This window comes from Geomonas sp. RF6 (assembly GCF_021044625.1).
In the GTDB taxonomy this organism is placed as follows: Bacteria; Desulfobacterota; Desulfuromonadia; order Geobacterales; family Geobacteraceae; genus RF6.
Genome location: NZ_CP087999.1, coordinates 4496209 through 4517315, shown reverse-complemented (window position 1 = coordinate 4517315; position 21107 = coordinate 4496209). Strand labels below are relative to the sequence as shown.

Sequence of the window (21107 nt, the reverse complement as noted above, 5' to 3'; positions counted from 1 at the left end):
AATTCTCACCTTTAGCTAAACCATCCATTGCGAACACCTACAGATACATTACACTACGACTTACTTGATATATGAACTTTTATAAATGAATAGGAGTCGTAGTAAAACATTCCTGCTTTGCTGCCCGTATCGAATCAAAAAAAGAGCCAGCACCTAATACGTCACGTTAACCATGCACGTGGTACGTGTCTATATATGCTGTCTACCTTCTGCAAATTCCAGTGATATAGCAATAGGCACGCGAACGGTGAAGGAAGCTCGTCAGCCGGCAACTTCCAAAATGCGACTTTGGTAGCGGGATGAGTCCATCCGTGGTTGCATCGCCTGAGGCTGTGCGTAGGGATGCGGCGTACGCAGTGTGATCCTGCAGTCAAAAAGAAAGGGGCGGCATATGAGGAAATGGAAGGCTCTACTCGCTGCTATGACGTTTCTAGCCCTTGCCGGCGGGGTGGCGCACGCTGGAAGTATAGAAGGACGCTTCGGCATAACGGGACAGTTGGGCTTCACCGCTGCTCAAAAGAGTAGTTACACCCCCGCGTTTGCCGCGTCCCATGGACTGACGGATCGTGAATTGAAGCCTGACGGCGGCTTTATCGGTGGTGGCAGCCTTATGTTTGGGCTGACTCCCATAGTGGCGCTGGAGGCCGGTGCTCTGTACCAGCCTGATACTGACTACCAAAATGGCGGCGTGGAGGTGTTGTCGATCTCCAGCACCGATGTCTATGTAGGGTTTCAGTTGCGCAACAACGTGTCCGATGACCTGGCAGCGTACCTCGGCGCAGGAGTAGATGTTCTTTTCAGCGATGTAGAGGATGTCAGTGGCCGCAATGGTGACGTGGATACGGTGGTAGGGGGGCATGTGCACGTCGGAGGCGACTACTTCATCACGCCGTCGATTGCGCTCAACCTTGACCTGCGCGCTCTCCTTTTTCCGGACGCCGATGTCAAATCTGCCGGGAGTACCGTAGCGAACTTTAGCCCCATCACCTTTGTAGGTCTCTTCGGAGTCAGGTTTTTCCTCAACTAGTGTCTTCACCTACGCATTTCCCTGGCCGGCCGGGAGACAGCGTTGGGCAGCAGCAGAAGTCGCAGAGGGTAATTGGTGACGTGAGGGCTGACGAGCCCCAGAGCAGCGGAAGCTAAACTTCGACAGCAGCACTAACCCAAAAGGAGGAGAAGCTATGTGTCCCAAGATGAAAAACGTGATGAAAAAGTTGCGCTCCGTGGTGAAAAACGAGAAGGGAGCAACCATGGTTGAGTATGCCCTCATGGTGGCCCTAATAGCAGTAGTGGCATTAGCTGCAGTAACGGCTGTTGGAACCGGCACGAAGAATGAATTTACGACCATCGCACAGAAATTAGGTGTGACGCCGCAGTAGTTGTGTAGCAGGAGAAACAGTGGAGGGGGAGGGGGCTTCCCCCTCCACGAAAGCTGATGTTGAGCAACGTTTCTCGCACCAGCTTAAAATGAGGCAAGGACATGGAACTACGAGACCAAAGAGGATCCGCACTGGTGGAAATGGCCCTTGTGCTCCCGTTCTTGATGCTCGTGCTGTTCGGCATCACGGAGTTTGGCAGGGCTATGTACATTACTAATACACTGACTCAAGCTGCCCGAGAGGGAGTCCGAAGAGCAGCTGTTAGTGAAAAGCCACTGGATGTAGGATCAATCTCAGCCAATATAAAAGCCTCCATTCCCTTTGACCAGAATGGGCTTGCAATCTCGATTACCCCTGCCTCTCCCGCTCATGGAGAAACCATTACTGTAGCTATAAGCCTGCCATTTAGTCCTGTGGTGCCTTTGATCGAAGCCCTAAACGGAATAACTTTAAAGGCTCAAGCAAAAATGATCTATGAGTTATGACTACGAAGTGCAGTCCCGGAGGATCTCATGACCAGGCCGAACGCTGTGACGGTTGTAACTGTGCTGGCACTCCTGCTCGGTGCGAGCGCCTCTCTTTTTGCCTACAACTACCTTAAAAAACAAGGTGTGAAACAATACCAGGGCGTGCCCGTAGTCTCGGCAGCCGTGGATCTTGCCATCGGCACGAAGCTCGATCCTTCAAACGTGAAGGTAGCCAAGTGGCCCAAGGAGGCGCTCCCTCGTGACTACTGTACCGATCCCAATGCCCTAGTGGGGCGGGTGATGGTGCGTCCGGTGAGCGCGGGCGATGTCATCACCCAGGCGAAGTTGATGCCGATCAATACCTCGGGAGGCATCATGACCTATATGGTTCCCCAGGGACATCGCGCCGTTACCGTCTCCGTAAACGAGGTGGCCGGTGTGGCAGGTTTTATCAGCCCCAGCAGTAGGGTGGACGTGGTGCTGACGACGCCGACACCTGGTTCAACGGATGACAAGGACAGTATCAGCAAGATCATGCTGCAGAATGTGCCGGTGCTGGCCACCGGGCAGGTGACCGAGCAAAGGGAAGGAAAACCGGCCGTGGTGCCCACGGTAACGCTCGATCTCGTTCCTGACGATGCAGAAAAACTCATCGTGGGGGCGAAAAAAGGAACACTTCAATTGCTGCTTCGAAACATGGTCGATGTTGCTTCTGTCGATACACGGGGGGCCACTGTTGCCAAGGCTCTCGGCGTGACTGGGCTTCAGAGGCCGGTAGTGGTAACACGCACTGTGGCGGCTCCGCGTCAGCCCGCCGTGCACCGCGCGGTCGCATCTGCTCCAGTCCAAGCGCGATTTACGATGGAGGTCATAAAGGGAGGAGCAAAGTCTACCCGTGACTTTCCTGAATGAAGTGCCTTTCGTTGTTCCAGTTGCCTTGAGTTTGAGCCGCTGAGTCTGTTTTTAGTTTGAGTTGTGTTGAAATCTTTGGGGAGGGATGACGGATGAAAAATGTACAAACGGTAAAGACCCTCTACTTGCTAATAGCCTGTTTGCTGGTCCTCTCCTTTCCCGGGGTTGCCAGTGCGAACATCGCCACCGATGTTGTGGTACATAAAAGCGCGCTGCTCACCCTGCAAAAAAAGTCCGAGCGCGTCTCCATCGCCGCACCGGAGATCGCCGAACTCGTGGTGATCTCTCCTACCCAGTTGCAGATCAATGGCAAAAAAATTGGCTCCACCTCCCTTATTGTCTGGGATGTTGGGGGAAACACCTCCTTTTTCGACATCCGCGTAAAAGGCGACTGTGCGCTGCTGGAAAGCCAGATACAGGAAATAGCCCCCAACGACAGCATCAAGGTGGACTACGCAAACGATACCATCGTGTTGTCAGGAAAAGCCACCAACGAAGAGACGGTTTCCAAGGTAGTGCAGGTTGCCAAAGCCTATGCCGCAACAGCCGAGGGTGCCGGCGATAGCAGACCTGTCGACAACGGCCTAGATACCTCTCTTTCATCGTTTCAGCCGCTGACTCTGTCGGGATTGGGCGGGCAGGGCGACGGTAAGGGGCCCAGCGCGAAGGTGCTGAACCACATCGTGATCGACGATCCGCAGCAGGTGCTTCTCGAAGTCAAGGTGGCCCAGGTAGACAAGTCCGCCCTGAAATCTCTCGGCATCAGCATCTTTATCCGCGGCTCCAGTGGAGAGGGGTTCAGCAACCAGGTAGGAGCACCTTCCGGAGAGCTGGAGATCAACAAGGATGGCACGAGGACGAAATTCACCGGCATTGCCGGGCAATTTCCCGGACTCGCCAGCTTTAATCCTATTGATCAGTACCAGTTCGGTATCTCCATGTTTAAGGAGGGAATCGGCGCGGTCCTCAAGGCTCTGGCTACCAAGAACATGGCAAAGATACTCGCGGAGCCGAACCTGCTGGTAAAGAGCGGACAGATCGGCAAGTTCCTGGCCGGCAGCAAAATACCGATTTCCATCGTTACCGGCGTGGGTGCCGTGTCCGGGACCACGATCCAGTTCATCGACGTAGGGATCAAGTTGAATTTCAAGCCGGAGGTTATGGAAAACGGACTTATTTCTCTGAAAATCGACCCGGCAGAGGTGAGCAGTATTGCGGGGACCCTCGCGGTGAATGGCTATCCCATCATCGACACCCGTGAAGTACGCACCCGGGTGCAGCTTCGGGATGGCGAGAGCCTGGTTCTCGCGGGACTGCTGCAGGAGGACAGGATAAAGACCATGTCTAAAATGCCGCTAATGGGCGATATTCCCATTCTTGGTGCGCTCTTCAGATCGACACAAGATGATATCAAGGAAAAGGAGCTTGTATTTTTCATCACCCCAAGGATTGCAAAGCCCAACGCACCGGGTGACGTCCCTCCGCTTCCGACCGACAAGCCGCTCACTCCGGAGCAGGAAAAGGAGCTGCAATGGATACCGATGCCAAAGTAACCATCGGCCGCAATGAGAAGGGGATGGTCATGGTGTACGTGGCCGTCCTTCTGATCATGCTCTTTGCTTTTGTGGCCCTGGCAGTCGACATGGGATACCGGCACGTCGCAAAGTCGCAACTGCAGACAGCGGCGGACGCTGCTGCTTTGGCAGGTGCCGCGTATCTTCCAGACTACAATCTCGTAAGGTTTTATGCGATGTCTACCGCTCATCGCAACAATGCAGCAGGAAGTCCGGTAAAGATAGAGAACAACGGCACCAACACACTTTCAGACACCAACGACATAACAGTTGGCAACTTCAACCGAAAGCTCAATCCAGCCTATCTGCCGGGCGGAGATCCTGCCGGTACGCCACCACGCCCTATCAACGCAGTCCAGGTACAGGTGCGAAGGACGCAGAACACCAACGATCCTGAGCTACAGTCCAAGGTTGATCTTTTTTTCGCCTCCCTTTTCGGACACCCATCAATTGGAGTTGCGGCAACGGCCATTGCGCAGCGGAAGCCACGAGCGGGTGCATACTTCATGATTAGCAGACTCACCTGCAATCCTGGGGCGATACCGGCGGGAGGCCTTGCTCTTGCCCCGGATAACGGGAACATGGCGTGGACCTCGTTGCTGGTGAAGTCAACCTCGGCTGGGGATGGCCCGGCTCCCGGGGTGGTGAGGGCTCTTATCTGTAAGGACTACGTGCCTGATGTCGATGTCTGCAACGAGTTGTTGTACACCTCCAACGGTGTCGCTGCTGATGTCTTTAAAGATTACGAGGCAAGCTTTTACGACCCCGAGTATGACAGCAAGAACAAGACAATTGTAGACGGTGTAGTGTCGACCTGGACTCTTATTGTACCTGTTGCCGATGTTGACGACCCTTCCAAGCAGCCAGATACAGTCCCCGTCAAAGGTTATGCGAGGATCACATTGACACGGGCCTGCGGCTCTGGTGTAGGAAAAGCGTGCAGGGACTATAGCGCGCCAACGGGCAAGGCAAGTCCTTGCAGCGGAGGTGAAAACGACATCGTCATTTCTGCCATTGAATGTGTGTCGTGTGAAGAAAGTTACAAATTGCTTGGTGCCATTCCTACGCTAGCTGACTGACAAAAGAAATTCACCACCAACAGAGGAGAGAACCTAGGTTTTTAAGCAAAGGCGCAGGCTCGGGCATGCCTGATCTAAGCTGTACAGGAAGTTGCTACTAAGGACCAAATAATATGAATCAACAGCTAAGCACGGTAGTCATAGATAGTGATGCCCGCTCGAGAAATCTGATAGTTGAGTCGCTGAAGACCCTTGAGGGGGCGGTGCGCCTGGTGGCGGCAGCTGGCGACCTGCAGGAGGGGCTGAAAGGAGTGCCTCCCGCGATCCCGCACATCATAATCATGGAGGTTAAGGATCTCGAGTCGGGAGCCAAGGAAATCGAGTTCATACTATCGCGCTCCCCGCAGGCCGCCGTTTTTGTCAGTTGCGTCGAAAAGAGCACCGAGTGGATCCTTGGCCTGATCCGCGCAGGGGCTCGGGAATATTTGCCCCGTCCCGTTTCCCCGTTGGAGCTCATGGCTGCGGTGAAGAAGGTGGCAAGGCTGCAGGCAGTAAAGAGCGGAGGTCAGGCAAAGAGGGGAGAGGTTATTTCTGTATACAATCCTTCAGGCGGAACGGGAACGACCACCATAGCCGTCAATCTCGCCGCAGTGCTCGCGGCGCAAGGAAACAGCACCGCCCTCGTGGACCTCAACCTCTCCAGTGGTGACATCAGTGCCTTTCTCGACCTTTCCCCTCGCTATACCCTTGCCAGCATGCTGCCGAAAAAAGGACAAATCGACTCCACCTTTGTAAAGAGCATCATGACGCCCCATTCCTGCGGGGTACAGATTCTCGACAGTCCTTTTGATCTCGGAGAGGCAAGTCAGGTCCAGCCGGAACTTGTGAAGGAAGTCCTTGCGGTGTTGCGCACCATATTCAAGTACATCGTTATCGACTGCGGGGGGCCGTTGTTCGGATGCAACCTGGCAGCTTTTGAGAGCTCCGATGAGGTCCTTTTCACTACCGTATTGAACCTGCCGGCCTTGAGAAATGCCAAACGGTACCTCGCTGCATTGGATAGTGAGGGTTTTGGAGCCGACAAGGTCAAGGTGGTGATAAACCGCAACAATCCAAGGGACGATATAAGAGTAGCGGATGCCGAGAAGGTCCTAGGGAGGAAGGTATATCAGACTCTCCCCAACTGCTATGCCGACGTCAAAAGCTCCATATTGCAGGGCGTGCCGCTGGTACTGTGCAATCCGAAATCACAGTTAGCCAAAGCACTGGAGCAGTTTGCAAGGCAGCTATGCGTCCAGAAAGACAACGTTCCCAGACAGGTGGGGTTCTAGGAGACTCAAATGGAATTTCCCGGATACACTACTGCAAGCTCGGCCGACCTGCACCTTCTTCCGTTTCAGGAGCTGAAAAGCCGTATCCACAGACTCCTCATAGAGCGGATCGACCTCTCCAAGCTCGACATGCTGCGCAGCGGTGAACTCGAGCATGAAATAGGAGTGGTGATCGAAAGGCTCATTGCTGAGGAAGGGTTCCCGCTCAGCAAGAAAGAGAAGGAAAGGCTAGTTGTCGAGGTGCAGCACGAGACTTTCGGTCTTGGTCCTATAGAGCCGCTATTGAGTTCCCCCGATATCTCCGACATCCTGGTGAACAACTATGCGAATACCTACATCGAGCGGCATGGCAGGCTGGAAAAGGCAGACATCGTCTTTCGCGACAACAATCATCTTCTTCAGATCATCGAGCGGATTGTCACCCGGGTTGGGAGAAGGATCGATGAATCATCCCCCTTTGTTGATGCGCGTCTGCCTGATGGATCACGCGTCAATGCTATCATCCCGCCGCTTGCCATCGACGGACCCGCTCTATCAATCCGTCGCTTCGGTCTTGAGCCTCTGAAGGTAGGTGACCTCCTGTCACTCGGTGCCTTTGACGCCAAGATAATGAAGGTTATCGAGGGGGCAGTAAAGACGCGGCTGAACATCCTGATATGCGGCGGTACCGGTACCGGCAAGACGACAATGCTCAACGTCATATCTGAATACATCCCCGAGAATGAGCGCATCATCACCATCGAGGACTCGGCAGAGCTGCAATTGAAGCAGGCCCATGTGGTACGGCTGGAAACACGGCCGCCCAACATTGAAGGAAGCGGGGAGGTGACTCAGCGCGACCTGGTGCGTAACGCGCTAAGGATGCGGCCGAACAGGATCATTCTCGGCGAGGTCCGCGGCGGGGAGGCTCTTGACATGCTGCAGGCGATGAACACCGGGCATGACGGATCTATATCGACCGTCCATGCCAATACGGTGCGTGACGCCATATCCCGCCTTTCCACCATGGTGATGATGACCGGCATTGACCTGCCGGACCGCGCCATTAAAGAACAGATTGCCTCAGCCATCAATGTCATCATCCATCTGGTAAGATTCCCCGACGGCTCGCGCAAGATGGTAAAAGTCGCAGAGATTACCGGCATGGAGGGGACCACGATAACCATGCAAGACATCTTCTGCTTCGAGCAGCGTGGAGTCGACAAGAACGGGCAGATCCTCGGCGAATTCAAGGCGACCGGCATCAGGCCGCGTTTTGCGGATCGGCTGCAGGCGTTCGGTTTTGAGCTGCCACCAGGGATATTCGAGCGGAGGTAACCTCCATGACAGTTATTGTGATAATGACATTCGCGGCGGTTGTGGTCGCTACCTTCGCCGTTTTTTTCGGCTGGCGGGTGGTGAGCAACTCGATGATGGTGAAACGCAGGCTCAGACAGGTCTCCGACCCGGCGGGTGCTCATTTTGAGCCTGTGGACACGACACTGCTCAGGGAAAGAAGCGCTGCCGATCAAATTCTTGAACGTGCACCGCTGACCAGAGGCATAATAAGGGAGCTGAACTTCTCAGGCGTTAAGCTTACGCCCCTGCAATTGGTGCTGATCAACTGTGCGCTACCGGCCTTTTTCTTCGTCGTAATCTTGGCCTGGAAGGGGGCGTTCCCTGCGGTACTGGCTGCGGTGCTCTCTGGCTTTCTGCCTTACGCCTACCTCCGAAACAGGAAGGAGAAACGAAGGAGCCTTTTGGACGAGCAACTCCCTGACGCGCTCACGATGGTGGCACGTTCACTGAGGGCTGGCCAATCACTCTCTACCGCGGTCGAGCTTGTGGGCGAGGAATTGCCGGATCCGGCGGGGGGGCTGTTCAAGATGGCTCACGAGCAGGAACGGTTTGGTATCCGGATATCGGAGTCCCTCAGGTTGCTTCGCGCCAGGATCGAAAGCGTTGATTACAACTTCTTTGTCACGATCGTCAGGATTAATAGTGAGAGTGGCGGGAACCTCGCGGAGATATTGGAGAAGCTCGCGGAAACCATACGAGTACGACAGCAGATACGCCGGCAGGTAAAAGTCTACACCGCAGAGGGGAGTATGTCGGGATATGTCCTTGCCGGGTTGCCTGTGCTGCTGTTCTGCGTGTTCAGCGTCACACGGCCGGAGTACATGCAAGTCTTTTACACTGACAAGCTGTGCAAGCTGATACTCGGTGTAACCGTGTTGGCGCAGATCGTCGGTTTCGTTATTATCAGAAGGATTGTGGATATCAGGATTTAAGAGGTAGCGATCATGATTGCACTCATTACCTTGTCAACATTTGGTTGTGTGACCCTCCTCACAGGTCTTGTACTTTATCCTATCCTGAGCAGACAGTTTCAAGTCAAGGATCGCATAGCCAAGCTGATGCCTGAGCAAGAGGAAGAACTCACTCTTGTACCAAAGCAGAAGACATGGCAGAGGAATCTGGCCGGAATCGGCGAGAAGCTGCAGATGCGGGCGGCGGATATGCGGATATATCGGGCAGATATTACTGCTGCTGGTTTCCGGAAGGAGGCTGTTTATGTCTTCCTCGGGGCCAAAATCCTGCTCGCTGTGGCGCTGCCAGCATGTTACCTGATTCTGTTCGCTTTGCCGCGATACGTCACCCTCAACAGCACTTCCCTCCTTGTAGCAGTGACGTTAGCGATTGCGGGTTATCTAGTGCCGACCTACTGGATAAGCCGTGTGGCTGCAGAACGAAAGAAAGTGATTTTTCACGCACTTCCCGATGTCCTGGATCTATTGACTGTTTGTGTTGAGGCAGGGCTTAGCCTGGAGGCTGCCTTAGTCAAGACTACTGACAATTTCGAAGACGAAGGCTGTCCGCTTGTGAAGGAAATCAAAACGGTTCTGCTGGAAATGAGGGCAGGAAGGGTACGATCGGAAGCGCTTAAGGCATTGGCAGAGAGAACCATGGTAGAGGATGTGAGATCACTGGTTGCACTGCTGATCCAGACAGAAAAGTATGGCACAAGCCTCGGCAGGACGCTGCGAACCTATTCTGACTCACTCAGGATGAAGCGGAAACAGCTAGCAGAAGAGCGTGCAGCAAAGACCGGTATAAAAATGCTCTTTCCCCTCACTTTCTTCATATTTCCAGGAATACTCGTAGTTATCCTGGTCCCTGCATTTATCCGCATCTACGGAATATTCGACAAATAACTCTCTCTCTTACCATTCGTACAGCCACTGAAGCTATCTTAAGCCTTCCTGCATAATTTCCAGTCCCGGGAGGAAGCTGGCCGGAGCCAGGGAGAAAGCTCCGGCCCAGCTTCATCTAGCAAGGCCGAGGTCAATCGGCTGCGACGTGGATGGCGACAAGAGCTGCAGCGGCCCCTGCCCACCAGAGCCACCGGTAACCGCCAAAGTGAATGTCAAAGAACTCACCGAAGGTGCAACTGGGGCGACTTTTGGTCTCCTTCTGGCCAGCGGTATCGGTGGCGGCACGATCAGCGACGTCATTTACAGCAACCATGACGTTCTTCACCGATGATGATTGAGATGCCGCGACCTGTTCGGTCACTTCTTTCGGCATCAGGGCTGCTGCCAACTGTTGTGCGCCTACCGAAGCCGGCGCAAATGACATAAGGCAGATGAGAACGACAAGTCTTCGCAGCATAGAAACCTCCTGAAAACTCAGTATAGTTGCAGGCAACGGAGGAAAGTATCAGTGACAACCGTGCTACTGTCAAACGAGGGAGTCCACAAAAGGCTTCAGTAGATGGCTTCATCTACAGATACCTTGACAGCCGGGCCAGTACCGTTTACCTTGTCTCTCGGCCTGGATTAACTTGATCGGCAATAGACTCAGTGGAAAGGAGTAACAATGGAACGTAGTCAGGCACAATACAGAACCATAACTGTTCCCCAGAGTGGAGTGATGCGGGGAGTGTACGGCTGGATGGCCGGTGGACTCGCTCTGACGGCCTTCGTATCAGTCCTTACCGTTTCTTCCCCCGCCATTTTGCAGGCGATTCTCGGCAACCGCCTCCTCTTCTACGCCCTTATCTTCGGCGAGCTTGGCCTGGTCGTCGCTCTCTCCGGCGCCATCAGCCGGATCAGTGCAGCCACGGCCAGTGTCCTTTTTTTGCTGTATGCAGCACTTAACGGCATCACCATCTCCACGATCTTCCTCGCCTACACTGCCGAATCAATCGCCTCCACCTTCCTTGTTACGGCGGGGATGTTCGGGGCGATGAGTTGCTACGGGTATCTGACCAAAAGCGATCTGACCTCCTGGGGAAGTTTCTGCTTCATGGGCCTCGTCGGGGTGCTCATCGCATCGTTGGTGAACATCTTCCTGCACAGCAGCATGATATACTGGATCTCCAGCTTCTGCGGAATCATCGTCTTCACCGGACTCACCGCGTACGACACCCAAAAGATCAAACAGTACGGTGCTTATGGAACAAAAGGAGCCGTACTCGGTGCACTCAGCCTATATCTTGATTTCATCAACATGTTTCTCCTCATGCTGAGACTTCTGGGGAACAACCGCAGATAGTTCCTGCCTCGGCCGCCACCACGAAAAAACGCCCCCGAAAGGGGGCGTTTCCGTTTGACTTCGCCGACGAGTCCAGCCTCAGCTGCGCAGCTTTACCCCGTCCTCTGTGATGTCGACCATCCCGTCCTTGTAAAGATTCCCCAAGACCTTTTTGAAGCTCTTCTTGCTGATCTGCAAAAGCTCTGCAATCTCCTGCGGCGGGGTCTTGTCTCCTACCGGGAGGAAACCGCCGGCGTCACGCAAGGCAGCCAGCAGGACGTCCTTTGCTCGGTCCGTTTCCTGTAGACCGGTCTTCCTGAGGCTCACATCGACCTTCCCGTCCTCACGCACCTTCGTGACGTACCCCTTCAACTTTTCCCCTACTGCAGGTCTGCCAAAAAGGTCGCTCTTGAAGAGGAGCCCCGAGTATCGGCCGTCGATGATAACCTTCGCGCCGAGTTCGGTGAAGTCGTAGATAATGAGCTCCACCTCCTGCCCAGACGTGAGGGCAGTCGTGCGCGGCTCAAGAAATTTCGCTATCTTTGCCGAGGCCGCTATCCTTTCAGAACGGTCGAGATAAACCCTTACCAGATGTCTTTCACCTTTTTGCATCGGACGCGGTTGCTCCCCGAAGGGAACCAGCAGGTCCTTCTCGAGTCCCCAATCCAGAAAAGCGCCGACCTTGCTGATCTGCTTCACTTCCAGAACGGCAAAGTCCCCTACCTGGGCCTTCGGAACCTGAGTCGTGGCGACAAGGCGGTCTTCAGAGTCGAGATAGACAAAGACTGAGACCACATCACCAGGGTGCACACCAGGCGCGAGGTACTTGTTCGGCAGGAGTATCTCGCCGAGATCAGAGCCGAGATACGCCCCGATTTGTGAAAGTCTCCTTACTTCGAGTTGGTTGAATTTTCCTATTTCTAGCATCTTGTTGCAGCACTCCGGGTAGCCACGGCTGGCGGTTGGGGTAGGGTAGGGCGGTAAGCCTAGCACTCTACATACCCCCGGCACCTTTGGCAACTCCTATTTGGTTACAACTCCTTCAATCACCGAGCGTGGAGGTACCGCCTAGACACCCGGCAAAGCGACTTCGCTTGCAGTTGCCTGCCACGCGTAGCTCCTCCCAGTCAAAATTCTCTTCATAGACTGGACAACCTGCAGCCGATAGAATACCGTGAGCTTTCACTACTGTAATTAAATCCGGACCGGAGGTAACGCACCGTGCTACTAGAAGAGATGACCATGGCGGAGTTCGAAGAAGGCCTCAGTACCTGCCGCACCGCCTATATTCCCTTTGGCTCCGTCGAGGAACATGGACGCCACCTGCCACTTTCTACCGACACCATTGAAGCATATGAAGTCGGGAAACGCGCCGCTGAAAAAGTCCCTCTCTTCATAGCACCTCCGATCCACTACGGATCGTGCCGGTCGACCTCGCGCCATCCGGGGACGGTGTCCATCAGCACGACGACGCTGAAAGCCCTCCTCAAGGACATAGTGCGCTCCCTCCACCTGCATGGAATTGTCAATTTTATCGTCCTCACCGGACACGCCGGCGGCTCTCACAAGATGGCGCTGCAAGACGCAGGGGAGGAGATACTGCTCGAGCTCCCTGATATAAACGTTGCGGTAGTGACTGAATACGATCTGGCGAAAGAGGCCGGCGCTCATCTCGTGGAGACCCCTGGCGACGCGCACGCAGGGGAGATCGAGACCTCCAGGATCCTCCACTCGCACCCGCATCTCGTGAAGGGAACATCTCCGGAGGAGTATCCCACCTTTCCGAAAGGGATCCTCGTGCGAGACAAGAGAAGCTTCTGGCCCGGTGGAGTCTGGGGTGACCCTGCCAGGGCAACCGCAGAAAAAGGACGCCTTCTCGAGACTCTGGTGGCAGAGAAGATAGTCGAGCTGGTGAAGACCCTCGAGAGCAGAAGATGGTAGAGGGGGTGCGTCTACTTGACATAACCCAAGAGGGTAGAGAAGGGGGTCTTTGCTCGTTTGATAACGCAGCAGCAGTTGTGGTATAAACAGACGCGCACTACAGCAGCAGGGAGGAAGACCATGAAGGTTCAATGGCAAGACAGTCTCGAGATAGGCATCATTGACATAGATATCCAGCACAAGCTCCTTTTCGACAAGGTAAACGCCTTTCTCACCGCGTGCGAAACAAAAGCAGGGTTGGACGAAATCAATCGTCTCTTCTGGTTCCTGGAGGCGTACGCATTGACGCACTTCAGGGAAGAAGAACGGCTCATGCAGGAGATCATGTATCCCGATCTCGTAAAGCACAAGGAGCGCCATCTCGCATTTGTAAAGGAGGTCAACGTGCTCAAAGAGCGCCTGCGCCAGGAGGGTCCCACCGATACTCTCACCGCCAGCGCAAAGCTCTTCATCTCGGAATGGCTCTACGAGCATATCTCGAAGATGGACCGCGCCCTCGAGGAATACGTCGTGCTTGAGCAGAGGAGGAATGCTTTCTCCTAGGGCTCTCAGCTGAATTACTTCCGCAGACTCCAAACCCCGCCTCCACGCTCGATGCGACCCATACCATCCCTAGCGTCACACTTAAAAGTCGGCTCACAGCGCGAATTTGGAGCTCGCTTTTTTGGGGGACATCATGACCAATCACACCCTACAACAAAACTTCAACGAATCCGGTTTAACACGCTGATCACAAAGGGCAGAGGACAGATGTAAGGGAGATCCCGCCGCCATCGCTACAAGAGATGAATATGTACCGACTCCTTTTTCAGAATTAAAGAGGCACGGCGAAGGTTCATATTTTCGGCAGACGTTTCCACTCTCTTAGTGGGAGCGCAGGCCGTGCCGAAAGACCGCCCGCTCATTCTCACCTGCATAAGCTCCCACTTTACTTTACATAATATATCTTATGGGACATTACTGGTTAGCCAGATCTCCGCCATCGTTCTCCGCCCACACATCCATCTGGCACCATCTATTGACCTTCGAGGTCCGATCCTGCCAAGGTGCTTACCCCGGCAGCGCATTTTGCCGTTACAGAATTGCTACCCTCTTAACCCCGCCGATTGAAGCGCCTGAAGAATCTCTGCTCTATCCATATAGCCGTAATGGCGCTTGACCTCTTTGCCGTTCGAATTGAAAAAGACCTGGGTCGGCATCATCCGCACATCAAATCTCTCCCCGATGCGTCGTTCCTTGATGATGTCGACGAAAATTATCGTTGCCCTGCCCTTCACCTCCGCAGAAACAACCTCTAGAATCGGAGCCATCCTTTTGCACGGATCGCAACTACTGGCACCAAGGTCGAGAAGAACAGGCTTCCCCGAAGCCAGTGCCTGGTCGATGGCCACCTCCAAAGCTGAAGGGGGTGGCGATGAGCTACACCCGAGAAGAACGCAACCTAAAAGCACCAGCAGCCTTCGCCATTGTCTTCGTACGGCAGTTCCACTCATATCCTTCTCCTAGCCGCAATAATCGGCAGCTGTACCGCGCGGGAAAGCAGGTTGCGGACTTTTCAAAAGTAGAGCTCAGGCCGCTGTCAGACGACGTCGACGGTCGTCTGCAGGTGATCGCGAAAGAGGCGGCTGCCCGATTCGAGCTCAACCAGGTGCTGGTGGTGCACCGTCTCGGAACGATTGAGGCGTGTGAGTCGGGGCTCCTGGCGATCGTTTCGGAAAAACCCGTGACCGTTGTTTTGCCGCCTGTTCGTGGATCGTGGACGAGGTAAAGCGGGAAGAGTTTATAGAGCTCGTCGAGGTGGCGTAACAGGCAGTCCCTTGAGCCCTACCTTTCCCGGGACCGTCCGTCATCCTCCGGAAAGGATATGCCAAGGCGTTTCATCCTCCTGAACAGTGTCGTCTTGTGGATTCCGAGTTCCCGTGCCGCAGCCAGTCGGTTATTCTTGTTGCGGTCGAGGGCGGCGAGGATCGCCCCGGCAGCATGACCTCGTGGAGGGAGCGCCCCGCCGTCTCATTCGGAGCATAACTCCTGATCTCCTCCGGGAGGTGGGGGATGGCGATCGGCTGGTCACCGCAGAGTATGAAAGCTCGATCTATGGCATTTTCCAGCTCGCGGACATTCCCCGGCCAATCGTGGGCCATGAGGAGTGAAACCGCCTCGGCCACGATGCCAGGTACTGCTTTGAGCTGCAACCGGTTGAAGCGCTCGATGAACTGCTCGACCAGCAAGGGGATGTCCTCCTTCCTGCGAGCCGCGGAGGTAGTTCCAGTCGTACGACGTTGATGCGTAGTAGAGGTCCTCCCGGAACTCCGCCTTCCTGACCAGTTCCAGGAGGTAACGATTGGTTGCCACCACGACTCGTACATCGCTCACTTCGGATTTCAGACCGCCCAGCGGCTCGTACGTCCGCTCCTGCAGTACCCTCAGGAGACGCACCTGCAGGGCGGGGCTCACCTCCCCTATCTCATCAAGGTTCACCCTTTGCCCGCTCTTGACGATTGCTGGTCCCGTTTATATCCCTTGCCATCACCCCACTTTCCCCAACACAAGTGACAGCAGTAAAAGCCCCAGCACAACAGTTGTGATCGCGGTGAAGACGCGGTCCCCCTGGTAGATGAAGCCGAGGATCGAAATTGCGACACGCAATACCGGCGTTGCTATCAGAAGCAGCAAGCCGACCGTAACGATTGCGAGCCCTCTCAACTCCCGCAGGCCGGCGACAACATCCCGCAAGGTATGTGGAAAGGCGGCACCAGGTTCAGTAAGCCTTTGCAGGACGTCTGTTGACGAAACATAGAGGGGATGGCGACAAAAGGTGACGATTGTGCCGCCGACTATGAGCAGAAGGCTCAGGATGACTCCGATGCGCAGAAGTTGGCTGATGGCCAATTCCACCTGCCGGATCCGCTCCTCCTCGACGACATTGACCTGGAGCTCTTCCTTCTGCCTCATCCGCGCACCCCTTTCAACAACATCTGAACGGAGATGACGAGCAGTGTCAGCACAAAGAAGACCCGAAGAGAGGTGGATGTGATCTGCCCCATGATCCGCGGTCCGATTGCCGCGCCAATGAGGACACCGGTTGCCACAGGGGCCGCTATGTACGGGTCGATGTCGCCTCTCATGAAGTAGACGCCGGCACTGGCGGCAGCCGTGACGCCGATCATGAAATTGCTGGTTGCTGTGGACACTTTTATAGGAAGGCGCATCGCGAGGTCCATCGCCGGCACCTTGAGTGCTCCGGAGCCTATGCCGAGAAGCCCGCTGACGATGCCGGCTCCATACATGAGAGCGAGCCCGATCCGCGTACTCACCACCCGGTACCGCACCTCTTCGCCGGTGGCCTTGTCGAAGTAGCTGCTGTGCAAACGGAGGTAGTCGGCCCACGGGGCCGCCTTGGTGATCATGGTGGCTGTTTCCTTCCTCTTGCGCAGCATCACGAAGGAGGAGTACGCCATCATGACCGCAAAGATGATGTACAGCCACCGCCCTTCGAGAAGTCCCGCAAGGTACGCTCCCGTCAGCGCGCCGGACGTAGTCGCGAGTTCAAGGACCATGGCGACGCGTACGTTCGTCATACGCTCCCGCACGTACGCTGCCGCCGCACTGCTCGAAGTGGCGATGACGGAGACTACGGAGGCGCCGATGGCGTACCGGATATCGATCTTGAACAGCAGGGTCAGCGCCGGGATAACGATGATACCTCCGCCCAGTCCTAGAAGGGAGCCGAGGATCCCCGCGATGATGGAGATCGATAAAACCAGTAAATCAAATTCAAGCAGGGTCATTCGCATTCCCTTGATGATGCCCGATCCTCGACAGCGGCTAAGCTACCGGCTTCCTTAGCACCTTGCCCTCTCTCAATCAACCCATTGCAAACATATCACTTCTCATATATTATGTGAATACTAATTCACTTAAGCAGGGACAAATGATAGCAAAAAAGAGCACTAAAATCAGGAAGGAAGAAATCATCCAGGCTGCACTCGATGTGATCGGCAGAGGAGGCGTGCGAGCCCTCACCATAGCTACACTCGCCGAAGCCGCCGGCATGAGCGAAGCGAACATCTACCGGCACTTCGGGAGGAAGGATGACGTCTTCACGGCAGTTGCAGAGTACATCTCCTCGGCCGTGATGGAAAAGGCCGCGACGATAGCGATGGAGAGGCTGTCTCCGATTACCAAGATGGAGGCGATCTTTTTCTCCCACATGCGCCTCATTCAGGAACGCCCCGGCGTGCCGAGATTTGTCTTTTCCGAGGAGGTCCACATTGGCAACGAGAAGGTGGCGCAGACCCTTTCGTCCAGGATCGGGAACTACATCGAGACGGTAACTGGGCTCGTATCGGCGGGGATCCAGGAAGGAGAGTTGAAGGCGGAACTCTCCTCGCGGGAAACGGCTGCCACCATGATCGGGATGATCCAGTTCACGGCGCTTCGCTGGACGATCGGAGGGGGGGACTTCGACATCAGCGTAGAGGCGGCAAGACTGTGGAAGAATTTCTACAACATCATTCGCACGGCACCAGAGATGACGGATTCATTGAGATAGTCGCGGTATGAGAAGCTAACGCAAGGAGGAAAGAGCTATCGTAGTGATAGGAGCGAATGCTGCCGGTGCCAAGGCCGCAGCCAAGGCGAAACGGTGTGACCCGGAGGCGCAGGTGACCCTCGTGGACCAGGGGAAGTTCATTTCCTAAGGCCTGCGGCATCCCCTGCTACGTCTCGGATGCGGTCACGGAGGTCAAGGAGCTCATGACCACGCCGGTGGGGGTAGTGGGAGATCCAGGTTTCTTCAAAAAAGTGAAAGGTGTCGATGTCATTACGGAGACGGAGGCGGTGGCAGGCGGTAGGGGAAGGGGTCGTTGACATGAGAGTGGACGCGGCAGTGGCAGCCATTACTTTTAGGGCGACGGCCGAGCAGCTCTCGCAGCTAGACCTTGCGTATGCCCCGCCCTATTCCGCCGCCATGGATAACCTCCTGGTGGCAGCGGACGTCCTGAAGAACAAGCTGAACGGGCAGTCGCGCGGGATTTCGCCCATGGAGGTAAAGAGAAAGCTTGATGCGGCAGAAGATTTCGTGTTCCTCGACGTTCGCTCGCCTGCAGAGCACGCTGGCGGTGTCCTGACCTGGCCCTACGCAGTGGTCCAGGGCCGCAGTAGACTAAGATCAGTGCAAGACTTCACGGGCCCCCGGAGCATACGCCCGACAATCGAAGACAAGGGAGGCAGCGCGATGAAAAAGGAAAGGTTCATCTGTTTGGCGGCAGCACTTTTCTTCACACTGACGACAGTAGCATACGGCGCCGGTCCCGGCAGAGGCGGCGGCTGGGGAATGGGCGGCTCGTACCAGCGCATGTACAACCCTGCCACCGTCGAGACTCTGACCGGCACGGTCGAGTCGGTGCAGAAAACGACTCCGATGAAGGGGATGAAGTACGGGATTCACCTGATGGTGAAAACCGACAAGGAGACGATCCCGGTACACCTCGGCCCGGGCTGGTTCATCGAGCAACAGGACCAGCAGATTGCCAAAGGTGATAGCATCGAGGTTAAGGGGTCCCGGGTAACGATGGGTGGAAAACCGGTGATCATCGCAGCCGAGGTCAAAAAAGGAGACCAAGTACTGAAGCTGAGGGATGAAAACGGAACACCGGTGTGGGCTGGCTGGAGAAGGCCGTGATCATGGAGGGGCTGCCGCGATCCGGCTGCCCCTCCCATTTCACTCCGTATCGTCTGGATTCTGCTAACATCTACTCGTTGTGACAGCCTCCGTTACAAGGACCAGCAACAATGAATTCGCGATACAGTTCCACACGCTTTAAGGTTGCAGCTGCCGTGCTCGTCGTATGTCTGGCTTACGTTGACTATCTCACGGGACTCCAATTCAGCCTCTTTCCTTTGTACCTTATTCCTCTGGCTCTAGTTGCATGGAACAATGGATTACGTGCCAGCCTTTGTTTCTTCGCTCTTGCCGGTGCCTGCATCTGGGCCAAAGCAGCATTGGAGCATCGCAATCTTCCCGGGCACCTGTGGTACTGGGACACTTTTATAAAGACACTCCTGCTCGTTTTACTCCCCTATTCGCTCTGGAAGATCAAACACCTCTTGATCGAGCTGCAGCTTGCACACGAGGAGTTGTGCAAAACCAACGCCTCTCTTGAGCAGGCCGTTTCCGAGCGCACACGGGAGCTCTCTCTCACCGTCGAAGATCTAAAGAGGGAGGTAGCACAACGCACCAAGCTCGCACTCGACCTGCAAGTCGAAACGGCGGAGCGCCTGCGCGTCCAGGTCGAACTGCGCGAGAAGGACCTTATGCTAATGCAACAGAGCCGACTAGCGGCCATGGGGGAGATGATAGGTAACATTGCACACCAGTGGCGCCAGCCGCTGAATAGACTCGGGCTACTTGCTCAGGACGTGCTCCTGACGCATGAGGCGGGAGGCGCTGATGGGACCTATCTTGAGGACCATGTGAAGAAGACGATGGAGACAATTCATCACATGTCGCAGACAATCGAAGATTTCAGGAACTTCTTCAGGCCGGACAAAGAGAAGACCAGGTTTGATGGCGTCGATGCGATTGAGACTACCCTCTCTCTCCTGGAAGAGGGCCTAAAGAGCCAGCACGTCATAACCGAGATCGACCGGAGCGGGGACGCGTTCGTCTTTGGGTTCCCCAACGAGTACAAGCAGGTTCTGATCAACATCGTTGCCAATGCCAGAGATGCCTTTGCCGAGAGGAAGACGCCTCATCCGCACATCAGATTCACCGCCTGGAGTGAGGAAGGCACCTCATATGTCACTGTCTCCGACAACGCAGGAGGAATTCCTGAAGAAATCATTGACCGCTTATTCGAGCCTTACTTCACCACGAAGGAGCCCGACAAGGGGACTGGACTGGGACTCTACATGTCGAGGATGATCATTGAAAGAAACATGGGAGGAAGGCTGACAGCCCGCAATATAGTGGGCGGCGCCGAGTTCATTATAGCCACGCCAAGCACTGGTTAACTGCCGCATCGCCTTTCGCTGACAAGTGGCGCGCGCCGATCCGGCGACCCCGCGACACCCTTCCCCATCAAAGAAGCACCGTTAAGAAGTCCAGATATGGCTTCATTAGCTGTGCCCCGCCCCCCTCCGAGACCACCCGCAATACAGTCTCCCCGTCACGAACCCTGACTCCCGCGACGTGTGTTATCCCGGTGCCAGCGTAAGCCTCAGGGTCGTGCGCGCCACCAAGAGCTTTTACTGTCGCAGACAAGTATTCGAATTTTCATCGTTTTATTGCTTTACAACCACCGTCATGGCCGTATCATTCTAGAACGAAAAGTCAACAATCCAGGAGGAGTTACTATGGCCTACGTAAAGAGATTACTGTGTAGCACCCTGGCGCTTGTGGCGCTTTCAGGATTGGTCTTTACAACGACAGCCTGTTCCAAAGAGGGTGGCGGGGGTGCGGCAACCGGCGGGAGCACCGAGACTTCAGACACGAGCAGAAACAGCAATACCGGCAGCTACAACACCAGAGGGGATAGCGAGACGGGCGGCGTCACCCGTGGCACCATGAGCGAGGACGGGAGTGATCGCAGCACCGGTGGCTCTGGTGGTGGCAGCACGAGCGGCAAAGGTACCGGCGGGAGCACCGCCACTGGCGGCACCAGTAGCGGCGCCGGCGGTAGGAAGTGACCCCATGTAATTGAGCCAGCAGGTGAAGGCGCACTGACGCATGGAAGGTAAACGAAAGAATAACAGCCACGAGGAGGACTCGCCTCTTCGTGGCTGCAATCGATTAAAAGGGCTTGCACCGCTGAGAATCCGTAGTTGTCTCTTCTTGGAAAAGACCTTCACGCACCTTGGGGTAAGTCCCTGATCCTGCTCTGCATCAACAACGTCTCACCCAAAAGTGACATGCGTCGATGCCTCCCGTCCGCATCTACTCGCCTCGACAACTTTCTTCCCACGATCC

General features: G+C 55.2%; 25 protein-coding genes and 2 pseudogenes. 18 read left to right on the top strand and 9 right to left on the bottom strand.

Translation table 11 applies throughout. From position 1 onward, the window contains the following. Nucleotides 1–391 precede the first annotated feature (391 nt). From LPW11_RS19310 to LPW11_RS19265, 10 genes are all read left to right on the top strand, one after another. Nucleotides 392–1027 carry an outer membrane beta-barrel protein gene (locus tag LPW11_RS19310; protein WP_230995500.1) on the top strand — a complete coding sequence of 212 codons (636 nt, stop codon included), beginning with the start codon at nt 392–394 and terminating at the stop codon, nt 1025–1027. A gap of 154 nt (nt 1028–1181) precedes the next feature. Next, the gene (locus LPW11_RS19305; RefSeq protein ID WP_230995499.1) at nt 1182–1379 is read left to right on the top strand and encodes a Flp family type IVb pilin; all 198 of its coding nucleotides are present in this window, start codon (nt 1182–1184) and stop codon (nt 1377–1379) included. A 101-nt stretch (nt 1380–1480) separates the two neighbouring features. Continuing rightward, nucleotides 1481–1864, top strand: a complete 384-nt coding sequence (locus LPW11_RS19300) for a TadE/TadG family type IV pilus assembly protein (RefSeq protein ID WP_230995498.1) — start codon at nt 1481–1483, stop codon at nt 1862–1864. A 27-nt stretch (nt 1865–1891) separates the two neighbouring features. Beyond that, complete coding sequence (gene cpaB, locus LPW11_RS19295; protein ID WP_230995497.1) at nt 1892–2758, top strand: Flp pilus assembly protein CpaB; 867 nt, start codon at nt 1892–1894, stop codon at nt 2756–2758. A gap of 92 nt (nt 2759–2850) precedes the next feature. Continuing rightward, a complete protein-coding gene (locus LPW11_RS19290; RefSeq protein ID WP_230995496.1) occupies nt 2851–4311 on the top strand; it encodes a type II and III secretion system protein family protein in 1461 nt (486 codons plus the stop codon). After that, nucleotides 4290–5411 (top strand): pilus assembly protein TadG-related protein, encoded by a 1122-nt coding sequence (locus tag LPW11_RS19285; RefSeq protein ID WP_230995495.1) that lies wholly within the window; start codon nt 4290–4292, stop codon nt 5409–5411. The genes LPW11_RS19290 and LPW11_RS19285 overlap by 22 nt, the downstream gene beginning before the upstream one ends. A 113-nt stretch (nt 5412–5524) precedes the next feature. Next, a complete protein-coding gene (locus LPW11_RS19280; RefSeq protein ID WP_230995494.1) occupies nt 5525–6682 on the top strand; it encodes an AAA family ATPase in 1158 nt (385 codons plus the stop codon). Nucleotides 6683–6691: 9 nt separating this feature from the next. Next, nucleotides 6692–7999: a CpaF family protein gene (locus LPW11_RS19275; RefSeq protein ID WP_230995493.1), complete on the top strand. Its 1308-nt coding sequence runs from the start codon at nt 6692–6694 to the stop codon at nt 7997–7999. A 5-nt stretch (nt 8000–8004) separates the two neighbouring features. Further along, nucleotides 8005–8952, top strand: a complete 948-nt coding sequence (locus LPW11_RS19270) for a type II secretion system F family protein (protein ID WP_230995492.1) — start codon at nt 8005–8007, stop codon at nt 8950–8952. A gap of 12 nt (nt 8953–8964) precedes the next feature. Further along, nucleotides 8965–9876, top strand: a complete 912-nt coding sequence (locus tag LPW11_RS19265; RefSeq protein ID WP_230995491.1) for a type II secretion system F family protein — start codon at nt 8965–8967, stop codon at nt 9874–9876. A 130-nt stretch (nt 9877–10006) separates the two neighbouring features. Here the strand turns inward: LPW11_RS19265 and LPW11_RS19260 are convergent, their stop codons facing one another. Beyond that, nucleotides 10007–10333: a hypothetical protein gene (locus tag LPW11_RS19260; RefSeq protein ID WP_230995490.1), complete on the bottom strand. Its 327-nt coding sequence runs from the start codon at nt 10331–10333 to the stop codon at nt 10007–10009. Nucleotides 10334–10540: 207 nt separating this feature from the next. Between LPW11_RS19260 and LPW11_RS19255 the strand changes: the two genes are divergently transcribed. Then, the gene (locus LPW11_RS19255) at nt 10541–11218 is read left to right on the top strand and encodes a Bax inhibitor-1/YccA family protein (RefSeq protein ID WP_230995489.1); all 678 of its coding nucleotides are present in this window, start codon (nt 10541–10543) and stop codon (nt 11216–11218) included. 78 nt (nt 11219–11296) lie between these two features. Here LPW11_RS19255 and LPW11_RS19250 read toward each other — a convergent pair whose 3' ends face one another. Further along, nucleotides 11297–12124 carry a CvfB family protein gene (locus LPW11_RS19250; RefSeq protein WP_230995488.1) on the bottom strand — a complete coding sequence of 276 codons (828 nt, stop codon included), beginning with the start codon at nt 12122–12124 and terminating at the stop codon, nt 11297–11299. A gap of 294 nt (nt 12125–12418) precedes the next feature. Here LPW11_RS19250 and LPW11_RS19245 point away from each other — a divergent pair, with 294 nt between their 5' ends. Both LPW11_RS19245 and LPW11_RS19240 read left to right on the top strand, forming a co-directional pair. Then, nucleotides 12419–13138, top strand: coding sequence for a creatininase family protein (locus tag LPW11_RS19245; protein ID WP_230995487.1), 720 nt, complete (start codon nt 12419–12421; stop codon nt 13136–13138). 120 nt (nt 13139–13258) lie between these two features. Continuing rightward, nucleotides 13259–13681, top strand: coding sequence for a hemerythrin family protein (locus LPW11_RS19240; RefSeq protein WP_230995486.1), 423 nt, complete (start codon nt 13259–13261; stop codon nt 13679–13681). Between the two features lie 542 nt (nt 13682–14223). Here LPW11_RS19240 and LPW11_RS19235 read toward each other — a convergent pair. After that, entirely contained in the window at nt 14224–14529 is a 306-nt protein-coding gene (locus LPW11_RS19235; RefSeq protein ID WP_230995485.1) for a thioredoxin family protein, read from the bottom strand. A 23-nt stretch (nt 14530–14552) separates the two neighbouring features. On the opposite strand from LPW11_RS19235, the gene LPW11_RS19230 reads away from it, so the two are divergent. Continuing rightward, nucleotides 14553–14906: a molybdenum cofactor biosynthesis protein MoaE gene (locus tag LPW11_RS19230; RefSeq protein ID WP_230995484.1), complete on the top strand. Its 354-nt coding sequence runs from the start codon at nt 14553–14555 to the stop codon at nt 14904–14906. Nucleotides 14907–14962: 56 nt separating this feature from the next. Here LPW11_RS19230 and LPW11_RS22550 read toward each other — a convergent pair whose 3' ends face one another. The 5 genes and pseudogenes from LPW11_RS22550 to LPW11_RS19210 form a co-directional block, all read right to left on the bottom strand. Further along, nucleotides 14963–15070, bottom strand: a complete 108-nt coding sequence (locus LPW11_RS22550) for a helix-turn-helix domain-containing protein (RefSeq protein WP_230998328.1) — start codon at nt 15068–15070, stop codon at nt 14963–14965. Between the two features lie 131 nt (nt 15071–15201). Then, nucleotides 15202–15504: pseudogene (locus LPW11_RS22545) on the bottom strand (hypothetical protein); the annotation flags it as partial. Beyond that, nucleotides 15437–15616: pseudogene (locus LPW11_RS22540) on the bottom strand (sigma 54-interacting transcriptional regulator); the annotation flags it as partial. The pseudogenes LPW11_RS22545 and LPW11_RS22540, both read right to left, overlap by 68 nt. 48 nt (nt 15617–15664) lie before the next feature. Then, a complete protein-coding gene (locus LPW11_RS19215) occupies nt 15665–16090 on the bottom strand; it encodes a DUF1634 domain-containing protein (RefSeq protein ID WP_230995483.1) in 426 nt (141 codons plus the stop codon). Continuing rightward, nucleotides 16087–16926 (bottom strand): sulfite exporter TauE/SafE family protein, encoded by an 840-nt coding sequence (locus LPW11_RS19210; protein WP_230995482.1) that lies wholly within the window; start codon nt 16924–16926, stop codon nt 16087–16089. Before LPW11_RS19210 ends, LPW11_RS19215 begins: the two co-directional genes overlap by 4 nt. A gap of 143 nt (nt 16927–17069) precedes the next feature. On the opposite strand from LPW11_RS19210, the gene LPW11_RS19205 reads away from it, so the two are divergent. From LPW11_RS19205 to LPW11_RS19195, 3 genes are all read left to right on the top strand, one after another. Then, complete coding sequence (locus tag LPW11_RS19205) at nt 17070–17690, top strand: TetR/AcrR family transcriptional regulator (protein ID WP_230995481.1); 621 nt, start codon at nt 17070–17072, stop codon at nt 17688–17690. Nucleotides 17691–18008: 318 nt separating this feature from the next. Continuing rightward, on the top strand, nt 18009–18821 hold the full coding sequence (locus LPW11_RS19200; RefSeq protein ID WP_230995480.1) for a hypothetical protein: 813 nt from the start codon (nt 18009–18011) through the stop codon (nt 18819–18821). Between the two features lie 425 nt (nt 18822–19246). Then, the gene (locus LPW11_RS19195) at nt 19247–20152 is read left to right on the top strand and encodes a sensor histidine kinase (RefSeq protein WP_230995479.1); all 906 of its coding nucleotides are present in this window, start codon (nt 19247–19249) and stop codon (nt 20150–20152) included. A 67-nt stretch (nt 20153–20219) separates the two neighbouring features. Here LPW11_RS19195 and LPW11_RS22535 read toward each other — a convergent pair whose 3' ends face one another. Then, nucleotides 20220–20402, bottom strand: coding sequence for a Rossmann-like domain-containing protein (locus tag LPW11_RS22535; RefSeq protein ID WP_442899796.1), 183 nt, complete (start codon nt 20400–20402; stop codon nt 20220–20222). A 92-nt stretch (nt 20403–20494) separates the two neighbouring features. Between LPW11_RS22535 and LPW11_RS19190 the strand changes: the two genes are divergently transcribed. Beyond that, nucleotides 20495–20827, top strand: a complete 333-nt coding sequence (locus tag LPW11_RS19190) for a hypothetical protein (protein WP_230995478.1) — start codon at nt 20495–20497, stop codon at nt 20825–20827. Nucleotides 20828–21107: the final 280 nt, after the last annotated feature.